The organism is Alphaproteobacteria bacterium, assembly GCA_030739735.1.
Lineage (GTDB): Bacteria > Pseudomonadota > Alphaproteobacteria > UBA7887 > UBA7887 > UBA7887.
This window is the reverse complement of record JASLYQ010000016.1, coordinates 11,792-28,896: the sequence shown is the minus strand read 5'-3', so window position 1 is coordinate 28,896 and position 17,105 is coordinate 11,792. Positions and strand designations below refer to the sequence as shown.

Genomic DNA, 17,105 nt, shown 5'->3' with positions numbered 1-17,105 from the left:
CCGCGCTACAGTCGGCCATGCCCGAGCTTCCCGAAGTCGAGACCGTCCGCCGTGGCCTGGTACCCCTACTCGAAGGGCACCGTTTCGCGCGTATCACTGTTCGCCGCGGCGACTTGCGCATTGCCTTGCCGGGAGATTTTGCCAGCCGCCTCGAAGGGCGCCTCGTAGAGACCATCGGCCGGCGAGGCAAGTATCTGCTCTTCATGCTCGATGACGGCCATGTTGTGATCGGCCATCTCGGCATGTCGGGGCGCCTGTTCTTACGGCCCGAGACCGGCAACCGGCCGGGAAAGCATGATCACATCCTCTTCGGCACCGACGAGGGCAGGGAGATTGTCTTCAACGACGTGCGTCGTTTTGGCCTGTTTGCTGTGACGGAAAGAGCAACTCTCGACGCCCATCCGTTGCTGTGCGACATGGGCCCCGATCCGCTCGGCACCGAATTCTCTGGTCCAGCGCTGTCCAAGGTGCTGGCTGCTCGCCGCTCAACGATCAAGGCCCTACTGCTCGACCAGCACCTGGTTGCGGGCATCGGCAACATCTATGCGTGCGAAAGCCTCTATCGCGCCGACATCTCACCGAAGCGCCTCGGCGCCAGCGTCGCCGGGGCCAGGGCTGAGCGCCTGGTGTTGGGCATCAAGTCGGTGCTGACCGAGGCCATCGCGGCCGGCGGCTCCAGCTTACGCGACTATGTTCAGGCCTCCGGCGAACTCGGCTACTTCCAGCACGCTTTTTCCGTCTATGGCCGCGAGGGTGAGCCGTGCGCCAGCGGTGCTCCCAACCACGTGATAAGGCGCATAGTGCAGTCGGGGCGCTCCACTTTTCTTTGTCCCAAGTGCCAGCGCTGAGGTAGGTTAGGGCATGGCATACTCGCGCTCTTTCCTGACCGCCCTGTCGTTGTTTCTCGTTTTGCCGGCGGCGGCGGATGAGGCCATCTTTGTGGGCGGCTTCGATGACCTGCCGTTGATGGTGGCGCTCAGCGAACTCAATGACGCCGGGGTAATCTTCGACACGCCGCAGGGCCGCATCGTCGAGCGCTATGCGAGTGGTGCGACCGACGCCGAGGCGGTGTTGCGCTTCTACGACGAGACCTTGCCGGCGCTTGGCTGGCAGGCTGCCGGGTTTCTCCAATACGAGCGCGAGGGCGAGCGTCTAACCATCACCATTTATCCCCCGAATTCGGCGCAGCGCCTGACGGTGCGTTTCTCCCTGGCGCCGAGTTGAGAACGAGGATCTCCCATGGCCTATGAGAACATCGTCGCTGAGACGCGCGGCAAGGTCGGCGTGGTCACTCTCGATCGCCCCAATGCCCTGAACGCACTCAATGGCGCTCTGATTGCTGAACTCGGTCAGGCCGTCGCCGATTTCGAGGCCAACGAGGCCATCGGCGCTATCGTCCTCACCGGCTCCGAGAAGGCCTTCGCGGCCGGCGCCGATATCAAGGAGATGCAGTCGAAGTCCTATGCGGACGCCTATTTTGGGGACTTCATCGGGCCCTGGGAGTGCCTGGCCAAGTGCCGCAAGCCCATAGTTGCGGCGGTTGCTGGCTTCGCGCTCGGCGGCGGCTGCGAGTTTGCCATGATGTGCGACATCGTCATCGCCGCCGACAATGCGCGCTTCGGTCAGCCGGAGATCAAACTCGGGACCTTCCCCGGCGCCGGTGGCACCCAGCGCCTGCCGCGCGCCGTCGGCAAGGCCAAGGCCATGGACCTGATCCTGACGGGCCGCATGATGGACGTCGATGAGGCGGAGCGGGCCGGGCTAGTCAGTCGTGTCGTGTCCCTTGCCGAACTCATGGATACGGCCATGGAAGTGGCAGAGACCATCGCTGCCATGTCCCTGCCAGCGGCAATTATGGCCAAAGAGGCAGTCAACCGAGCCTACGAGACATCGCTCAGCGAAGGCGTCATGTTTGAGCGGCGACTGTTCTATTCCACCTTCGCGCTCGAGGATCAAAGAGAGGGCATGGCCGCCTTCGCCGAGAAGCGCAAGCCCCAATTCAAGAACCGCTGATTCGACGGCGACCGATTCGCTTTCCTGTTGCTGTTGACGCTCGCGATTCGCTTGGCTATAACCGCGCCCTTTCCTGCTGCGGATGCTGCGTCCGCGGGAAGTTCTAGTTGGGCTAAGCATGGCGGAACATAAATCGGCCAAGAAACGCATTCGCCGCAATGAGCGGCAGCGGCTCGTCAATCGCGCGCGGCTCGGCAGCGTTCGCACCTCTGTTCAATCCGTCGAGTTGGCGATCGCTGGCGGCGATAAGGCTGCAGCACAGGAAGCTTTCACCCGGGCGCAGCCGCAATTGATGCGAGGCGTTATCAAGGGCGTGGTGGCGCGCAATACCATGCGGCGAAAACTGTCGCGCCTCAGCCGCCGTATTAAGGCGATGGCGTAGACCCTTAGTAGTGCAGACGATGTCGATAACGGCCGTGCCTTGGCGCGGCCGTTTCGCGTTGTCACTATGCAATAAGCCAACAAAAAAATGCATATCAACGTATCGATTTTGTTGCGTGTAGTGGTCCGCGTCGGTAGTCTCTAACGCTGACGCTGAGGCGATTGTGGTTAAGTCTGGTAATAGTATTCAGACTTGGTCGTCTAGAGTTACGCTATAAAATAGGCAGACACGGTAAGTTTTGCCGAAGTCTAGCTAGTGTTATTGTGTGACGGCACTAAATGCCGTCGGGTGGGGTTATTGTCTATCTTTGGCAAATGGGCGGTCCAGGGAGCATGGTTATTTCATCAGTAAATTGTAATTTGTGCCCGACCGAGCTGTTCCGACATCGGCTCGTGCCGCTGCTTTTTCGTATGCTCCGCTAGCAGGCGGTTTAGTGGTCATGGCGGAGACGTTGAACAGGTTGGAAGCTGACGCCAGCTGGCGACGCGTTCGCAACCGTTTGCGCGGCGAGCTTGGCACCACCACGTTCGAGCGCTGGATGGAGGCAGTGGAGTTGGGAAGTGTCGCTGAGGGGCGCGTTGAGCTCTGCGTGCCGACGCGCTTTTTGCGTGACTGGGTGGCGCCGCGCTATGGTGACCGGCTACGTGCCTTGTGGCAGGACGAGAGCGAGGCCGTGGCCGCGGTCGATATTGTGGTGCGTTCTGGCATGCCGACGTCGGGCGACTTGCCAAGGCCGAGTGCGCCACCGGGCGACGCCGAGACCGCCAGCGATGATCTCTTCGGCGACATCGATTCAATCGGCGCTGCGCTCGATTCGCGTTACTGCTTTGAGAATTTTGTCGTGGGTAAGCCGAACGAGTTCGCCCACGCGGCGGCCAAGCGGGTCGGCGATTCGGACGACGTCCCGTTCAATCCGCTCTTCATCTACGGCGGCGTCGGTCTTGGTAAGACCCATCTGATGCATGCCATTGGTCTGCAGGTGCGCGAGCGGCGCCCCGACAAGCGCGTGATCTATCTCTCGGCGGAGAAGTTCATGTACCAGTTCATCCGCGCGCTCCGCTTCAAGAAGATCATGGGCTTCAAGGAGTTATTCCGCTCGGTCGACGTGCTGCTCATCGACGACGTGCAATTCATCGGTGGCAAGGAATCGACGCAGGAAGAGTTTTTTCACACCTTCAACGCCCTGATCGACCAGAACAAGCAGGTGATCGTCTCCGGCGATCGTTCACCGGCGGATCTCGAATATATGGACGAGCGTATGCGCTCGCGCCTTAGCTGGGGCCTGGTGGCGGAGGTGCATCAGACCTCCTACGAGTTGCGCCTCGGCATTTTGCAAGGCAAGGCCGACCAACTCGGCGCCGGTCAAGTGCCACCTAAGGTGCTTGAGTTTCTTGCACACAAGATCAGCTCAAACGTGCGCGAGCTCGAGGGCGCGCTGATTCGCATCGTTGCCCATTCCACTCTGGTGGGTCGGCCGATCACGCTGGAGAGCACCCCAGAGGTGTTGCACGATCTGTTGCGCGCCAACGACCGTCGCGTGACAATCGAGGACATCCAAAAGCGGGTTGCCGAGTACTACAACATCAAGGTCTCGGAGATGAGTTCGGCACGCCGCGCGCAGATGGTGGCGCGGCCGCGTCAGGTGGCGATGTATTTGGCCAAGCAGCTGACTCAGCGCTCCCTGCCGGAGATCGGCCGCAAGTTCGGCAACCGCGACCACACCACGGTCATGCACGCGGTGCGCAAGATTGACCAGTTGAGCCAAAGCGACGCCGGCTTTGCTGAGGACGTGGAGCTACTCAGGCGCATGCTGGAGGCTTGAGCCCACAGGCCGGAAAAGGCGGAAATTCCTATAGAATCCTTGTGAGTCTGGTATAGTTCCGAACCCGGGGGCGACGGTGCCGCCGGCGGCTCGACGGGCGGCTGGCGCCTGTCGGCTGGTAGCTTTCAGCGAGGGTTTCCGGCGACATGAAACTGACCATCGAGCGCTCGCATCTACTCAAGTCGCTACAGCACGTGCAAAGCGTGGTTGAGCGCCGTAACACCATTCCGATTTTGTCCAATCTTCTGATTGCCTCGAACGATGGCAAGCTCAGCCTGACGGCTACCGACATGGATATCGAGGTGATTGATTCGACGCCCTCCGAGGTCGGCCAGGAGGGTACGGCGACGGCACCCGCACACATGCTCTATGACATCGTGCGCAAGTTGCCCGAGGGCGCCCAGATTGAGCTGACGAGCGAGGACGGCAGTGAGCGTTTGGCTCTGCGCAGCGGGCGCTCTGCCTTCTCTCTGCACTGCCTGCCGCCTGTGGATTTTCCCGCCTTTTCGACTGGCGATCTCGACCACAGCTTCAGCATCGCGGCGGCGGATCTACGGCGGCTCATCGATAAGACCCGCTTCGCCATCTCGACGGAGGAGACCCGCTATTACCTCAATGGCATTCACCTACATGCGGTCGAGAAGGGCGAGCGTGCCCTGCGCGCTGTTGCCACCGACGGCCATCGCCTAGCGCGGGTTGAGGTTGACTTGCCGGCCGGTGCCGAGGGCATGCCGGGGATCATCGTGCCGCGCAAGGCGGTCACTGAGCTGCGCAAGCTGCTCGACGATGCCGAGGGCGAGCTCCAGGTGGCGCTGTCGGACGTCAAAATCTGTTTCACCATCGACGGCGCGGTGCTCTCGTCGAAGCTCATCGATGGCACCTTCCCCGACTACCAGCGGGTCATTCCCGAGGGCAACGACAAGGTGATGGTCGTGCACCGCCCAAGCTTTGCCGAGGCCGTGGACCGGGTCTCAACTATCGCCAGTGACAAGTCGCGGGCCATCAAGCTGGTGATCGAAAAGGGCAAACTGATACTGTCCGCCAACAGTCCCGACCAGGCCAGCGCCACAGAGGAGTTGGCCGTGGACTACGAGGGTGAGTCGCTGTCTATTGGCTTCAACTCCCGCTACGTGCTCGAAATGACCCAACAGATTGAGGGCGATAGCCTGCGCTTCTCCATGGCCGACTCGGTCTCGCCCACGGTGGTCGGTGACAGCGGGGATGTACGCGCGCTCTATGTGCTGATGCCGATGCGCGTATGATCGCGACGGATTTGTCGGAGAGGCCGCAAGCGACGAGACCTGCCGCGCGCATTGAGTGTCTCGTCCTGACTGATTTCCGTAATTATGCCCAGCTTCGTCTCGAGCCCGCGCCGCGGTCGGTGGTACTGACCGGCGCCAATGGTGCCGGTAAGACCAACCTGCTGGAAGCTGTTTCCTTTCTTGCCCCCGGGCGCGGCCTGCGGCGTGCTCACCTGGGCGAGGTGACGCGGCGCGGCGCCCCGGCGATGGCGCGTTGGGCGGTAGCGGCACGGCTCGACCTGCCCGGTGGCACCTGCGATATCGGCACTGGCCTTGAAAGCGGCGCGGCGGCGGGCGAACGCCGCCAGGTGCGTATTGACGGTGAGAGCGCGCGCGGCCAGGCTGGGCTCGGCGAGCGGCTCGGTGTGTCCTGGCTAACACCGGCAATGGACCGCCTGTTTACCGAGGCGCCTGGCGGCAGGCGGCGCTTTTTTGATCGTCTGGTTGTAGGTCTGATGCCAGGCCACGGCCGCGAGCTTGCGGCCTATGAGAGGGGACTGCGCGAGCGGGGGCGGCTGCTAGCAAGCGGCGGCGATGGGCGTTGGCTCGATGTTGTCGAGGAGACTCTGGCCGCCCACGGTGTGGCGGTGGCTGCGGCGCGACGCGAAACCTTAGGCCAACTGCAAGCGGCGCTTGCCGAGGCAAGCGACCCGTTTCCCAGACCGAGTCTAGCCATTGTAGGAGAGATTGAAGGCTGGCTTGACGACATGGCAGCGGTCGATGCCGAGCATCGTTTCGCGGGCCTGCTGCGCGACAGCCGCCTTCGCGACGCGGAGTCCGGGCATAGCATACATGGTCCCCATCGCAGCAACCTTTCCGCCCACCATCTGGCACACGATATGCCGGCGGGGGAGTGTTCGACCGGCGAACAGAAAGCGCTACTTGTTTCCATCATTCTTGCCGAGGCACGCCTGCGGGTGGCGCGTAGTGGTGCACCGCCGCTGTTGCTGCTTGACGAGGTGGCAGCGCATCTCGATGCGAACCGGCGTGCTGCGCTTGCAGAGGCCCTTATCGGGCTCGGCGCCCAGGCCTGGTTGACCGGCACGGACGCTGAGCTCTTTGAACATCTAGGTGGCCAGGCTACCTTTTACACCGTTGCCGACGATAGCGTCTCAACGCGGGAGTATCCATCAGCATGACAGCCGACGACGCTCCTCAGAACGGCAACAGTGACTACGGCGCCGATTCAATCAAGGTTCTGCGCGGGCTCGATGCGGTGCGCAAGCGCCCCGGTATGTATATCGGCGACACCGACGACGGCTCGGGCCTGCATCATATGGTCTACGAGGTGGTGGACAACGCCATCGACGAGGCTCTGGCTGGCTTTTGCGATCGCATCACCGTGACCCTTAATGCCGATGGCTCGGTGACAGTGGTCGACAACGGCCGTGGCATTCCCACCGACATCCACGAAGAGGAGGGCGTGTCGGCGGCCGAGGTCATCATGACCCAGCTCCACGCCGGCGGGAAGTTCGACCAGAATTCCTATAAGGTCTCTGGCGGCCTGCATGGAGTTGGCGTCTCCGTGGTCAACGCGCTATCCGGACGTCTCGAGCTCACCATTCGCCGCGACGGCGAGGTCCATTCCATGACCTTCCGCGACGGCGAGCCCGAGGCGCCGCTCGCCGTAACCGGCGAGGCGGGCGAGAAGACCGGAAGCGAGATATCCTTCCTGCCCTCCGACGTCACCTTCAGCAACACCGTGTTCGACTTCCAGCAGCTGGAGCACCGCTTGCGCGAACTCGCCTTCCTCAATTCCGAGGTTGCCATCACGCTCACCGATAAGCGCGGAGTGATGCCGCAGCAGGTCGATATGCATTACGAGGGCGGCATCGAGGCCTTCGTCGAATATCTCGACCGCAACAAGCAGGCTCTGCACAGCCCGCCGACCCTGATCAACGGCGAGCGCGACGGGGTCGTGATTGAGGCTGCCCTGCAGTGGAACGACAGCTATCACGAGAACGTTCTCTGCTTTACCAACCATATTCCGCAAAGTGATGGCGGCACCCATCTCGCGGGCTTTCGGGCGGCGCTCACGCGCACCGTCAACGCTTATGCCAATAGCACTGGCATCATTAAGAAAGAGAAGGTGCAGCTCACCGGCGATGACATGCGCGAGGGGTTGACCTGCGTGCTCTCGGCCAAAGTGCCGGACCCCAAGTTCTCTTCACAGACGAAGGACAAGCTGGTCTCGTCGGAAGTGCGGCCGATTGTCGAGAGCATCATCGCCGATCGCCTCGGACAATGGATCGAGGAGCACCCGAACGAGGCCAAGACCATTATCGCCAAGGTGGTCGAGGCGGCGGCGGCGCGCGAGGCGGCCCGCAAGGCGCGCGAGTTGACGCGGCGCAAGGGCGCGCTCGATATCACCAGCCTGCCGGGCAAGCTTGCCGATTGTCAGGAGCGTGATCCGAGCCGCAGCGAGCTGTTTATAGTCGAGGGCGACTCGGCTGGCGGCTCTGCCAAGCAGGCGCGGGTGCGAGCCAATCAGGCGATCCTGCCGTTGCGCGGCAAGATCCTCAATGTGGAGCGGGCACGATTTGACAAGATGTTGTCCTCGGCCGAAGTCGGTACCTTAATAGCGGCGCTCGGCACCGGCATCGGCCGGGAGGATTTCGATATCGAGAAGATCCGATATCACAAGATCATTATCATGACCGACGCCGATGTGGATGGCGCCCATATCCGCACCTTGCTGCTGACCTTTTTTTATCGTCACATGTCCGAGGTCGTGGCACGCGGCTATCTCTACATCGCGCAGCCGCCGCTGTTCAAAGTCAAGCGCGGTAATCGTGAGGTCTATAAGAAAGACGAGCGCGAGCTTGACGACTATTTACTCGACGAAGGCCTGAAGGATGCGCGCCTGTTGGTTGGCAAGAGTGGTGAGGAAGTGGGGCATACCGGCGCCGATCTGCGTGAGATTCTGATGCGGGCCCGCGATCAGGCTTCCTGGCTCAAGGTGCTGGCACGCCGCGAGCATCCGGCGCTGATGGAGCAGGCGGTGGTCTCCGGCGCGCTGTCGCTCAGTCTGCTGCAGGAGCCCGATACGGCGGCCACCGTCGGTGGCTATATAGTCGACCGGCTCAACGCACTGGCCGCGCCCGGTGAGGACGGCTGGTCCCATGCGGTCGATGACGGCGGCGCCCTCATCTTCATCCTGACCGCACGTGGCGAGACGGCGAACTATCGCATTGACGAGAGCTTGCTGCAAAGCAGCGAGGCACGGCGCCTTGATGCGGTGGCGGCGGAATTGCAGGAGTTCTATGCCCATCCCGCCGTGCTCGAGGCCAAGGAGCAGAAGATTTCGCCGATCCGCTCGCCGCTCGATCTGTTTGACGCGGTGCTTGATCTTGGTCGTAAGGGCACCAGTATTCAGCGCTATAAGGGTCTTGGCGAGATGAATCCTGATCAGCTCTGGGAGACCACACTCGATCCGGAGGCCCGCACCCTGTTGCAGGTGCGTGTTGATCACGGCGATGATGCCGACCATCTGTTCTCCACCCTGATGGGCGATCTCGTCGAGCCGCGCCGTAATTTCATCCAGGAGCACGCTCTCGACGTCGCCAATCTCGACGTCTGAGCCGTGGCGGCCAAGGGAAGCAAGAAAAAGGCGGCAAAGCCCAAGACTGGGAAGTTGGCGCGCTGGCGCAAGCCTGCTGGGCGCGCCCGCAAAGCAAGATCGGTGAAAACGACGAAGCAACAACCGCACCTCTGGCTACGGCTGGTCAGAGGCGGGCTCTATTGGGGAGCTGTGGCCGGCATCTGGCTGTTCATTGTGGTCTCCGGACTGGTAGCCTGGTACGCGACGGACCTTCCCGACATCTCGGATCTCGGCGCGCGTGCTCGCTCGGCGGGCATCACCATTACCGCCGCCGACGGCAGCTTGTTGGCTAGCCGCGGCGACGTCTATGGCCGTCATGTGCCGCGCGCGGAGTTGCCACAGATCCTCATCGATGCCGTCGTCGCGGTCGAGGACCGTCGCTTCTACGATCATTTCGGACTCGATCCGATCGGCCTGGTGCGCGCGGTTTACACTAATCTGCGCGCTGGGCGGCTGGTACAGGGCGGCAGCACGCTGACCCAGCAGATTGCCAAGAACGTCTTTCTCACCCCAGAACGCAGCCTCAAGCGCAAGGTGCAGGAGCTGTTGCTGGCCTTCTGGCTAGAGCGCAATTTCAGTAAGGACAAGTTGCTGACCATCTATCTCAACCGAGTCTATCTCGGGGCCGGAGCCTATGGTGTGGATGCAGCGGCCCGGCGCTATTTTGCCAAACCGGTCAGTGAGCTGAGTCTTGCCGAGGCGGCGATGCTGGCGGGCCTGCCCAAGGCGCCGAGCCGCTATGCGCCGACCCGCGACCTGGCGGCGGCGCGCGCGCGCGCGGCAGTCGTGCTTGATGCGATGGTCGCTAGCGACCGGCTCGAGGAGTCTGCGGCGGTGGCCGCCAAGGTGGCACCGGCGGGGGTCGCGGACGCGCTCGGCGGCTCGGGTGCGGCGCGCTATTTCGCCGATTGGGTGATCGACCGCGTGCCTGCTTATGTTGGGCCGATCACAGGCGATCTCGAAGTGCGCACTACCCTCAATGGTGCTGTGCAGCGGGCGGCCGAGGCGGCGGTGGCGGCAAGCCGCGCGGCCGGCCTGGAGAGTGGCGCGGGCGAAGTAGCGCTGGTGGCCATGACGCCGGACGGCGCCGTGCGCGGGATGGTAGGTGGCCGCAATTACGTTGCCAGTCAGTACAATCGCGTCACCCAGGCGCGGCGCCAGCCCGGCTCGGCCTTCAAAATAGCCGTCTACGCGGCCGCCCTGAAAGCGGGTATAGGTCGCGATGCGATATTCGAGGATGCGCCGATCCAGGTCGAGGGCTGGCAGCCCAAGAATTATGGCAACAAGTATCGCGGCAGCCTTACTGTCACAGAAGCGTTTGCGCGCTCGAGCAATGTCGTCGCGGTTCAGCTCTCGGAGCGCGCCGGGAGGGGGCAGGTCATCGTCGCGGCGCGCCGCCTCGGCATCACGGCGCCGTTGACGCCGCATCCGAGCTTGGCGCTCGGCGTTGCCGAAGTCAGCCTGCTGGAACTGACGGGCGCCTATGCGGTGGTGGCAAGCGGCGGGCTCGGCGTGGTGCCCCATGCCATCGCCGAGATCCGCGACCGAAAAGGCACGATGCTCTATCGTCGGGCCGGCTCGGGGCCCGGCCAGGTGTTGGCGCCGGACGTCGCAGCAGGCCTGGACGCCCTCTTGCGTGCGGTGGTGCGCGAGGGCACCGGCCGGCGTGCTGCGTTGGACGTGCCTGCTGCCGGCAAGACCGGCACCAGCCAGGACTCGCGTGACGCCTGGTTCTTAGGCTACCGCGACGGCCTCGTCGCCGGGGTCTGGCTCGGCAATGACGACGGCACGCCCATGAAAGGCGTTACCGGCGGCACCCTGCCGGCCAGCCTCTGGCACGACTTCATGACTCGCCTCTAACCATCAGCATCACATAATTAGTGGCAGTTATTGACGACTAAGCCATGTGTTCAACTATTTCAGTTAGACAAGGGCATAAACAGCTTCACCCTCGTCAATAGGGCGGCACCTGCATGTAACGAGAAGTATCAAATAATAGAAAACTGTCACCGAATATCTGGTTTGGTGACGGGAAATTGCGCAACAAACCCGATGGTTGGTTTTAACTGTGCAACTAATGGCTTGCCACTGGCGTGCCAGTCGCAGGGTTCAGCCGTAGCGGTGCAGGTCAGGGCCGTGTTTGGAGAGCCAGGCGCGGGCGGTGGCGACGTCGGGGTGTAGGGTGTCGACGAGACGCCAGAAGCGGCGGCTGTGACGCATGACGGTGAGGTGGGCGACCTCGTGTGCGGCGACGTAGTCGAGCACTGAGAGCGGTGCCAGAACGAGCCGCCAGGAAAACGCGAGGCGGCCTTGGCACGAGCAGCTACCCCAGCGCGTGCGCGGGTCGGCGATGCGAATGCTCTTCACGGTCTCGCCAATCGTTGCGGCGTGCCCATGGGCATGCTCGAAAAAGGCCGCCCGCGCCGTCTCGCGCAGCCAGGCGCGAACGCGCGGGGCGAAGCCCGCTGCGTCGCCGCCAATTACCAACTCACCCCCCTCACGCCGTGCTGCTGCCCCCCCATCGCTCTGGTGGCATAGGCGCAGTGTCTCATCAAGCACCGCCAGCTCGGCGCCGTCGGCAAAGGGAAGGTGCTGCGGTAGGGAGTGGAACTGGCGCGTGATCCAGCGCCGGTGGCTGTCGACGAAACGTGTTATCTCGGCCTCCGAAGCGCCGTTGGGCACGACCAGCTCTATGACACCTTCCGCTGCATCGACCTTGAGGCTGAGCCGTTGTGCCCGCGACGAGGCGCGGCGGCGGATGCCGTTCTGCTCAGTGATGGTGCCCATGACCGCCATGGCTGTCTCCTGGGCCTATCGCGCCGACGCTGAGGATAGGCACGCTGACGTTCACAGTGTCGCCGTCAGCAAAGCTTAGCGTGAGTGCCAAAGTCTCCCCCTCGACTAGGGGTGCGGCAAGGCCCATCAGCATGATATGCAGGCCGCCGGGCGCGAAGGTCACTGCCTCGCCCTCACCCAGAGCGATGTACTCAAGGGCGCGCATGCGCATCATGTCGCCGTCCATCTCATGGCCGTGCAGAGAGGCGGCCTTGGCGGTCGGGCTGGCGGTGGCGATGATAGTCGTGTCCGCGCCATGATTGGTGAGGCTGAGGTAGACCGCGCCGTTGACCGCCGCCCCGGGGGTGGCACGCGCCCAGGGATCTGTGATCTCAACATCTGCGGCAGCGGCGCCCGTGGCTAGGACGAGCCACACGAGTAGGCTGCGCAGGTTGCTCATGACAGATGATCCCGTAAGCCCGCGGCGAGTTCCTGGACGCTGGCGTTGAAGCGGAAATTGGCAAGGTATTGGCCATTCGGTCCCATCAGGTATAGGGCCGCGCTGTGGTCAACTAAATAGTCCTCCGTGTTGCCGCTCTCGGCTTTCGCGTAATAAACGCGATAGATGCTCGCCATGGCGGCGATCTGCTCGGCGCTACCGCTCAAGCCTACCACGCGAGGATGGAAGCTTGCCACATAGTCGCCAACCACGGCGGGCGTATCTCGATCAGGATCGATGGTAACGAAAAGTACCGTCAGTTTTGTCGCGTCCTCGCCGAGGTTGTCGAGCGCGCCGGAGACGGTGGCAAGCGCAGTTGGGCAGACATCGGGGCAGAAGGTGTAACCGAATAATACCAGGGTGTAGCCGCCGGCGAAGTCTGCCTCGGTCACGGTCTCTCCGTCGCTGCGCACCAAAGTGAAGGGGCCGCCGAGGCTGACCTGCTCGACCGGCGGCCGGCCCAGCATGCCCTGGCGCCCGGCCAGGGTCAGGCCGAAAGCTATCAGCGCGGCTGAGGCGATACCCCAGACGATGATGCGGTTCATTGTGGGCTGCTGCCCTTCGCCGCGGCCAGGGCTGCGATCAGGCCGTTACTCGCCGGATTGCTGACGCGGCGGTCGATGACCACGTGCGTGGCGGTCACGGCACGACCGTAATAGGCCCGGTTGTAGGCGGCATCGGGCTCAATCCAGCCGCCGTCGAGCTTGACCCCGCCATAGAGGCCCTGGGCACGCGAGAAGGCGAAGATGTCGACATCGGCATTGAGCGTCGTCGCGCCTTCGACGCCGCCGCCCAGCATACCCATAGTAAGGCCCGCCTTGCCACCGAACTTGGCGGTGCCCGAAAGCATTTCAAAAAGCGCCTCGTCGTTCATAACCATCATCATGATCTGGGACTTCTGGAGGCCGATCTGCAAACCGATGCTAGCCTCGACGACTAGGCAGAATGAGGGCACGGACCAAGTATCGTCAGATTCGCCGCGCGCCAGGATAAGGCATTGCCCTCCGCCGCCACCGACGATTAGTCCGGCCTCCAGGAAATCGGGCACGAGGACTACGGCACGGGCTTCGGCATAGGTCGCTGCGAAATGGCCCCACGACGAATCTGAGGACATGGCGCGGACCATCGCGGCCGCGTCGTCGATCAGCTTCTGGGCATCGTCCGCGATCGCGGGACCGCTTGAGGGAGTGAGCAGGACCGCTGCAATCAGGCCGGCCGCCGTCAGGGCATTCAAGCGCATCGATGGTGTCTCCGTTGTTGGATATGGCTCAAGCGAGGCTACCAGACTCGGCCCGTGACCGAGAGCGCGCTGGGCAATTGATGGTCTGCACCTGCCATGCCATGCCGCGGTCCGGATGCTCTATCCGGTCAAGGCGGGTGACGGATAGGTTCTCGAACAAGAGGGTCAGGGCGCCCTCCGCATCGAGGTCGAGGGCGTGGGCGACGGCGGCGCGGATCGAGCCGCCATGGGCGACGGCGATGATATCGCGGCCGGCATAGGCGGCCGAGATGCGCTGAACTCCCGCTTTGACCCGGATCATGACGTCGAGATAAGTCTCGCCGCCGGGTGGACAGTGCTCCGGCGTGGTAAACCAGAAGCGGTGCCGTGGCTTGTCCTCGAGCTCCGCGATCTCGCTGTAGAGCATGCCCTGCCATTCGCCGAAGCATTGCTCACCGAAGGCTTCCTCGGCGAAGGGCACTTCGCCGTCAAGGCCGCGGGCGCGAATGCTCGACGCGGTGTCGCGGGCGCGGCGCAGATGGCTGGTTACCCAGACCGCGCCAGCCGGCAAGATCTGCGCCAGGCTGGCAAAGCTCTCTTCGTCGTCGAGGTTGGCGGGCGGGTCGGAAGCGCCGTACATGCGCCCATTGTTGGCTGTCACCGGTGCATGTCGCACCCACCACCAGCGTGTACTGCTTGTTATCGTCATTCTCCCATTTGCAGGATTAGGCCCTTGACGCGGGCAATGTGAACGATGGCAAGAAAACTTGCTATGCCAAGCCCGACAAAGACGCAATTAAGGAGCGCCGCATTGATCAATAGATCAGCATCAAAGACACCTTCTACAAGGAGCGCGCGCATGCCCTCGAAAACATGTGCCGAAGGCAAGGCAAGGGCGATCGGCTGCAGCCAATCGGGTAGCACGGCGATGGGGTAGTAGACCCCGCTTACCGGCTGGATGAGAAAGACCAGCGCCCAGGCTAGGCCTTCCGCGCCCTGGCCGAAGCGTAGCACCAGCCCGCTGACCAGCAGCCCCAGAGACCAGCCGAGCGCGATCAGATTGATGAAGAAGGCTATCAGCGGCAAGCCGATCTCGAAGATAGAGAAGTCGAACAGCGCTATGGCAAGAACCGCTGCGCCGCCAACGCCGATCAGGGTGCGCACCAGGCTGGTCAGCACCAGAGCTACGGCCAGCTCGGCAGGGCGCAGGGGGCTGACTAGCAGGTGTCCCAGATTGCGCGACCACATCTCCTCGAGGAAGCTCAGGAAGAGGCTGATCTGGCCGCGGAACAACACATCCCAGAGCAACGCGGCGGAGAGCAGCACGCCAGCGGTCTGCGCCAGCCAGCTCGACTTGGTCATTAGGAACAGAGTGATGAAACCCCACAGGGTCATTTGCAGGGTTGGCCAGTAGACTAGATCGACCAGCCGTGGCCAGGAGCCGCGCATGAGATAATAATGCCGCAGCACCATGCCCCAGATACGTCGTGCGGCCGCCATCACGCGCTCTTCGCTCTGGGTCGGCGGCGATCGCGGGCGATGTCGAGAAAGACGTCCTCCAGGGTCTGACGGCCAAAGCCGGTGATCAGCGCCTGCGGTGCGTCCTGGGCTACCACCTGACCCGCCTTGAGCATGATGACGTCTGCGCAAAGCCGCTCAACCTCGGCCATGTTGTGCGAGGCTAGAAGGATGGTGGCGCCACTGTCTCGTTGGTAGGCGCTCAGATAGCTGCGCACCCAATCTGCCGTGTCAGGATCGAGCGAGGCGGTGGGTTCGTCAAGCAGCAGTATGTCGGGTTGGTTGAGCAATGCCTTGGCAAGCGCCACGCGGGTCTTCTGCCCGGCCGATAGGGTCGAAACGGTGCGGTCGAGGATTTCGTTTAAATCGAGGTCGCCGGCGAGCGCGGTGATGCGTCCACGGATGTCGTCGAGATCGTAGAGATGACCGTACACCGTGAGATTCTCGCGCACACTGAGGCGGTGGGGCACATCGACATAGGGCGAAGAGAAGTTCATCCGCGGCAGGACGCGGTAGCGGTGGCGCAGCATGTCCTCGCCTAGCACCCGGATGCTGCCGGCGCTGGGTACGATCAGGCCGAGCAGCATGCCCAGTGTCGTGGTTTTACCGGCGCCGTTGCCGCCGAGTAGGCCGATGGCCTGTCCACCGTCAACGGAGAAGCTGAGCGAGTCGACCGCCCGCACCGGTCCGAAGCGTTTGCTCAGGCTCTCGACCTGGATGATCGCCTCGCTCATTTTTCGTGCATCCAGTACAATCGTTTGTAGAGCACAGGCAGCATGGACAAAGCGGCAAGGCCGACAAGCGCCATGATCATGACTGGCGTGAGAATTCCAGCAAGAGTAAAATTCTCGTGCGATTCGAAGGCACTGCCAAGACTCGCCCCGGTCAGGCTGTAGACGAAGCTTCCTGGTATGATGCCAAAAAAGGTGCCGAGCATATAGATGCGCAAGGACACTCCAAGCAGTGCCGGCACCAAGTTGACTAGCCAGAAGGGAAAGAGCGGGATCAGGCGTAACACCAGCAGATAGGAGAGGGCATTCTTGTGAAAGCCCTGCTCCATGCGCTGCAGTGCTGGCGCGGCGCGGCGCGATAGCGTGTCACCTACTGCTGTGCGCGCAACGAGAAATATCACGGTGGCGCCGAGAGTGGCGCCGATGACGCTGTAAAAGGCGCCTTCTACGACGCCGAAAAGAAAGCCGCTACTGAGTGTGAGAAAGATGGCGCCCGGAAACGAAAGGGCGACGACGACGATGTATATGGCGATATAGACGATGCCCGCGAGAATGCCTAACTGCGCCACGTGTTTGAGTAACAGTGCGTGGTTGTCGCGCAGGGTCGCGAAGCTGAGATAGTCGTCGATACCGAGCACTAGGGCTAGGGCCAGCGCGCAGAGCAGTAGCGCTGCCGGCAGAAGGCGCCGCCATAGCGCCTTCGGCGGCGGCGCCTCGCTGTCGCTATATGACGTCGTTGAGTCGCCAGTCATAGTCGTAGTCGCGAACGTCGAGCCCGCTTGCCGGTGATTCGGCAAGGAGCGCCATCGCGAAGTGGGTTATATGGGCAAGAGTGTCAGCCTCGTCCGCGCCGAAATTGTCGCTGTACCACTCATAGAGGCTGAACTCGTGGCTGCCCGCCGCTGCGCCGCGCGAGTGATTTATGAAGTCGGGGGCGCTTTCGTCCAGCAGCCGCGCTGCGTTCTCGCACGTGAAGAGTTCGACATTGACCGGTGGGTAGCCGAGGGAAGTGCAGTTGATGACCCATATGTCGCGCGAGCCCTCGGTGACTACCGCGTACTGCCCGGCTTGCAGGCCGGAAGGACATGCCGCAAGCAGGAGTGATAGCACCAGCGCAACAATGCAAAGTCGCAAAACAGCCATATTTTTACCCGTGTCCCCCCACGGTTTTGCCGCCATCGGCCACGGATAATTCCGCCATGCTAAAGGCAGAGCCCGGGAACCGCCATTCAAAATACCGTTGT

Annotated in this window: 18 protein-coding genes; 9 read left to right on the top strand and 9 right to left on the bottom strand. The window is 62.7% G+C overall.

Annotated features, from left to right (window positions below):
- Positions 1–17 precede the first annotated feature (17 nt).
- The 9 genes from mutM (at position 18) to QF629_09000 (ending at position 10,979) form a co-directional block, all read left to right on the top strand.
- Positions 18–848, top strand: a complete 831-nt coding sequence (gene mutM, locus QF629_09040; protein ID MDP6013675.1) for a bifunctional DNA-formamidopyrimidine glycosylase/DNA-(apurinic or apyrimidinic site) lyase — start codon at positions 18–20, stop codon at positions 846–848.
- A 13-nt stretch (positions 849–861) separates the two neighbouring features.
- On the top strand, positions 862–1,224 hold the full coding sequence (locus tag QF629_09035; GenBank protein MDP6013674.1) for a hypothetical protein: 363 nt from the start codon (positions 862–864) through the stop codon (positions 1,222–1,224).
- Between the two features lie 15 nt (positions 1,225–1,239).
- Complete coding sequence (locus QF629_09030) at positions 1,240–2,013, top strand: enoyl-CoA hydratase (GenBank protein MDP6013673.1); 774 nt, start codon at positions 1,240–1,242, stop codon at positions 2,011–2,013.
- Positions 2,014–2,131: 118 nt separating this feature from the next.
- On the top strand, positions 2,132–2,395 hold the full coding sequence (rpsT, locus tag QF629_09025; GenBank protein MDP6013672.1) for a 30S ribosomal protein S20: 264 nt from the start codon (positions 2,132–2,134) through the stop codon (positions 2,393–2,395).
- A gap of 439 nt (positions 2,396–2,834) precedes the next feature.
- On the top strand, positions 2,835–4,217 hold the full coding sequence (gene dnaA / locus QF629_09020; GenBank protein MDP6013671.1) for a chromosomal replication initiator protein DnaA: 1,383 nt from the start codon (positions 2,835–2,837) through the stop codon (positions 4,215–4,217).
- Positions 4,218–4,363: 146 nt separating this feature from the next.
- Positions 4,364–5,479 carry a DNA polymerase III subunit beta gene (gene dnaN, locus QF629_09015; protein ID MDP6013670.1) on the top strand — a complete coding sequence of 372 codons (1,116 nt, stop codon included), beginning with the start codon at positions 4,364–4,366 and terminating at the stop codon, positions 5,477–5,479.
- Positions 5,476–6,657 carry a DNA replication/repair protein RecF gene (gene recF, locus QF629_09010; GenBank protein ID MDP6013669.1) on the top strand — a complete coding sequence of 394 codons (1,182 nt, stop codon included), beginning with the start codon at positions 5,476–5,478 and terminating at the stop codon, positions 6,655–6,657. Before dnaN ends, recF begins: the two co-directional genes overlap by 4 nt.
- Positions 6,654–9,098, top strand: coding sequence for a DNA topoisomerase (ATP-hydrolyzing) subunit B (gyrB, locus tag QF629_09005; GenBank protein MDP6013668.1), 2,445 nt, complete (start codon positions 6,654–6,656; stop codon positions 9,096–9,098). Before recF ends, gyrB begins: the two co-directional genes overlap by 4 nt.
- Before the next feature lie 102 nt (positions 9,099–9,200).
- Positions 9,201–10,979 carry a PBP1A family penicillin-binding protein gene (locus tag QF629_09000; GenBank protein MDP6013667.1) on the top strand — a complete coding sequence of 593 codons (1,779 nt, stop codon included), beginning with the start codon at positions 9,201–9,203 and terminating at the stop codon, positions 10,977–10,979.
- A gap of 249 nt (positions 10,980–11,228) precedes the next feature.
- Here QF629_09000 and QF629_08995 read toward each other — a convergent pair whose 3' ends face one another.
- Genes QF629_08995 through QF629_08955 form a run of 9 tightly spaced genes read right to left on the bottom strand, consistent with a single transcriptional unit; the run spans position 11,229 to position 17,004 of the window.
- Complete coding sequence (locus QF629_08995) at positions 11,229–11,915, bottom strand: SprT family zinc-dependent metalloprotease (protein MDP6013666.1); 687 nt, start codon at positions 11,913–11,915, stop codon at positions 11,229–11,231.
- A complete protein-coding gene (locus QF629_08990; GenBank protein ID MDP6013665.1) occupies positions 11,890–12,354 on the bottom strand; it encodes a copper chaperone PCu(A)C in 465 nt (154 codons plus the stop codon). The genes QF629_08995 and QF629_08990 overlap by 26 nt, the downstream gene beginning before the upstream one ends.
- Entirely contained in the window at positions 12,351–12,938 is a 588-nt protein-coding gene (locus QF629_08985) for an SCO family protein (GenBank protein ID MDP6013664.1), read from the bottom strand. The genes QF629_08990 and QF629_08985 overlap by 4 nt, the downstream gene beginning before the upstream one ends.
- Entirely contained in the window at positions 12,935–13,633 is a 699-nt protein-coding gene (locus QF629_08980) for a lipid-binding SYLF domain-containing protein (GenBank protein ID MDP6013663.1), read from the bottom strand. Before QF629_08980 ends, QF629_08985 begins: the two co-directional genes overlap by 4 nt.
- A 28-nt stretch (positions 13,634–13,661) precedes the next feature.
- Positions 13,662–14,321 (bottom strand): histidine phosphatase family protein, encoded by a 660-nt coding sequence (locus QF629_08975; GenBank protein MDP6013662.1) that lies wholly within the window; start codon positions 14,319–14,321, stop codon positions 13,662–13,664.
- Positions 14,318–15,112, bottom strand: a complete 795-nt coding sequence (locus tag QF629_08970; protein MDP6013661.1) for an ABC transporter permease — start codon at positions 15,110–15,112, stop codon at positions 14,318–14,320. The genes QF629_08975 and QF629_08970 overlap by 4 nt, the downstream gene beginning before the upstream one ends.
- Positions 15,112–15,864, bottom strand: coding sequence for an ABC transporter ATP-binding protein (locus QF629_08965; GenBank protein ID MDP6013660.1), 753 nt, complete (start codon positions 15,862–15,864; stop codon positions 15,112–15,114). Before QF629_08965 ends, QF629_08970 begins: the two co-directional genes overlap by 1 nt.
- The gene (locus tag QF629_08960; protein ID MDP6013659.1) at positions 15,861–16,613 is read right to left on the bottom strand and encodes a TVP38/TMEM64 family protein; all 753 of its coding nucleotides are present in this window, start codon (positions 16,611–16,613) and stop codon (positions 15,861–15,863) included. The genes QF629_08965 and QF629_08960 overlap by 4 nt, the downstream gene beginning before the upstream one ends.
- Positions 16,585–17,004 carry a hypothetical protein gene (locus QF629_08955; protein ID MDP6013658.1) on the bottom strand — a complete coding sequence of 140 codons (420 nt, stop codon included), beginning with the start codon at positions 17,002–17,004 and terminating at the stop codon, positions 16,585–16,587. The genes QF629_08960 and QF629_08955 overlap by 29 nt, the downstream gene beginning before the upstream one ends.
- Positions 17,005–17,105 lie beyond the last annotated feature (101 nt).

Excerpts from the sequence above, each read along its gene's own strand:
- mutM (MDP6013675.1), top strand. The coding sequence starts at position 18 with ATGCCCGAGCTTCCCGAAGTCGAGACCGTCCGCCGTGGCCTGGTACCC.
- QF629_09035 (MDP6013674.1), top strand. The coding sequence starts at position 862 with ATGGCATACTCGCGCTCTTTCCTGACCGCCCTGTCGTTGTTTCTCGTT.
- QF629_09030 (MDP6013673.1), top strand. The coding sequence starts at position 1,240 with ATGGCCTATGAGAACATCGTCGCTGAGACGCGCGGCAAGGTCGGCGTG.
- rpsT (MDP6013672.1), top strand. The coding sequence starts at position 2,132 with ATGGCGGAACATAAATCGGCCAAGAAACGCATTCGCCGCAATGAGCGG.
- dnaA (MDP6013671.1), top strand. The coding sequence starts at position 2,835 with ATGGCGGAGACGTTGAACAGGTTGGAAGCTGACGCCAGCTGGCGACGC.
- dnaN (MDP6013670.1), top strand. The coding sequence starts at position 4,364 with ATGAAACTGACCATCGAGCGCTCGCATCTACTCAAGTCGCTACAGCAC.
- recF (MDP6013669.1), top strand. The coding sequence starts at position 5,476 with ATGATCGCGACGGATTTGTCGGAGAGGCCGCAAGCGACGAGACCTGCC.
- gyrB (MDP6013668.1), top strand. The coding sequence starts at position 6,654 with ATGACAGCCGACGACGCTCCTCAGAACGGCAACAGTGACTACGGCGCC.
- QF629_08995 (MDP6013666.1), bottom strand. The coding sequence starts at position 11,915 with ATGGCGGTCATGGGCACCATCACTGAGCAGAACGGCATCCGCCGCCGC.
- QF629_08990 (MDP6013665.1), bottom strand. The coding sequence starts at position 12,354 with ATGAGCAACCTGCGCAGCCTACTCGTGTGGCTCGTCCTAGCCACGGGC.
- QF629_08985 (MDP6013664.1), bottom strand. The coding sequence starts at position 12,938 with ATGAACCGCATCATCGTCTGGGGTATCGCCTCAGCCGCGCTGATAGCT.
- QF629_08980 (MDP6013663.1), bottom strand. The coding sequence starts at position 13,633 with ATGCGCTTGAATGCCCTGACGGCGGCCGGCCTGATTGCAGCGGTCCTG.
- QF629_08975 (MDP6013662.1), bottom strand. The coding sequence starts at position 14,321 with ATGACGATAACAAGCAGTACACGCTGGTGGTGGGTGCGACATGCACCG.
- QF629_08970 (MDP6013661.1), bottom strand. The coding sequence starts at position 15,112 with ATGGCGGCCGCACGACGTATCTGGGGCATGGTGCTGCGGCATTATTAT.
- QF629_08965 (MDP6013660.1), bottom strand. The coding sequence starts at position 15,864 with ATGAGCGAGGCGATCATCCAGGTCGAGAGCCTGAGCAAACGCTTCGGA.
- QF629_08960 (MDP6013659.1), bottom strand. The coding sequence starts at position 16,613 with ATGACTGGCGACTCAACGACGTCATATAGCGACAGCGAGGCGCCGCCG.
- QF629_08955 (MDP6013658.1), bottom strand. The coding sequence starts at position 17,004 with ATGGCTGTTTTGCGACTTTGCATTGTTGCGCTGGTGCTATCACTCCTG.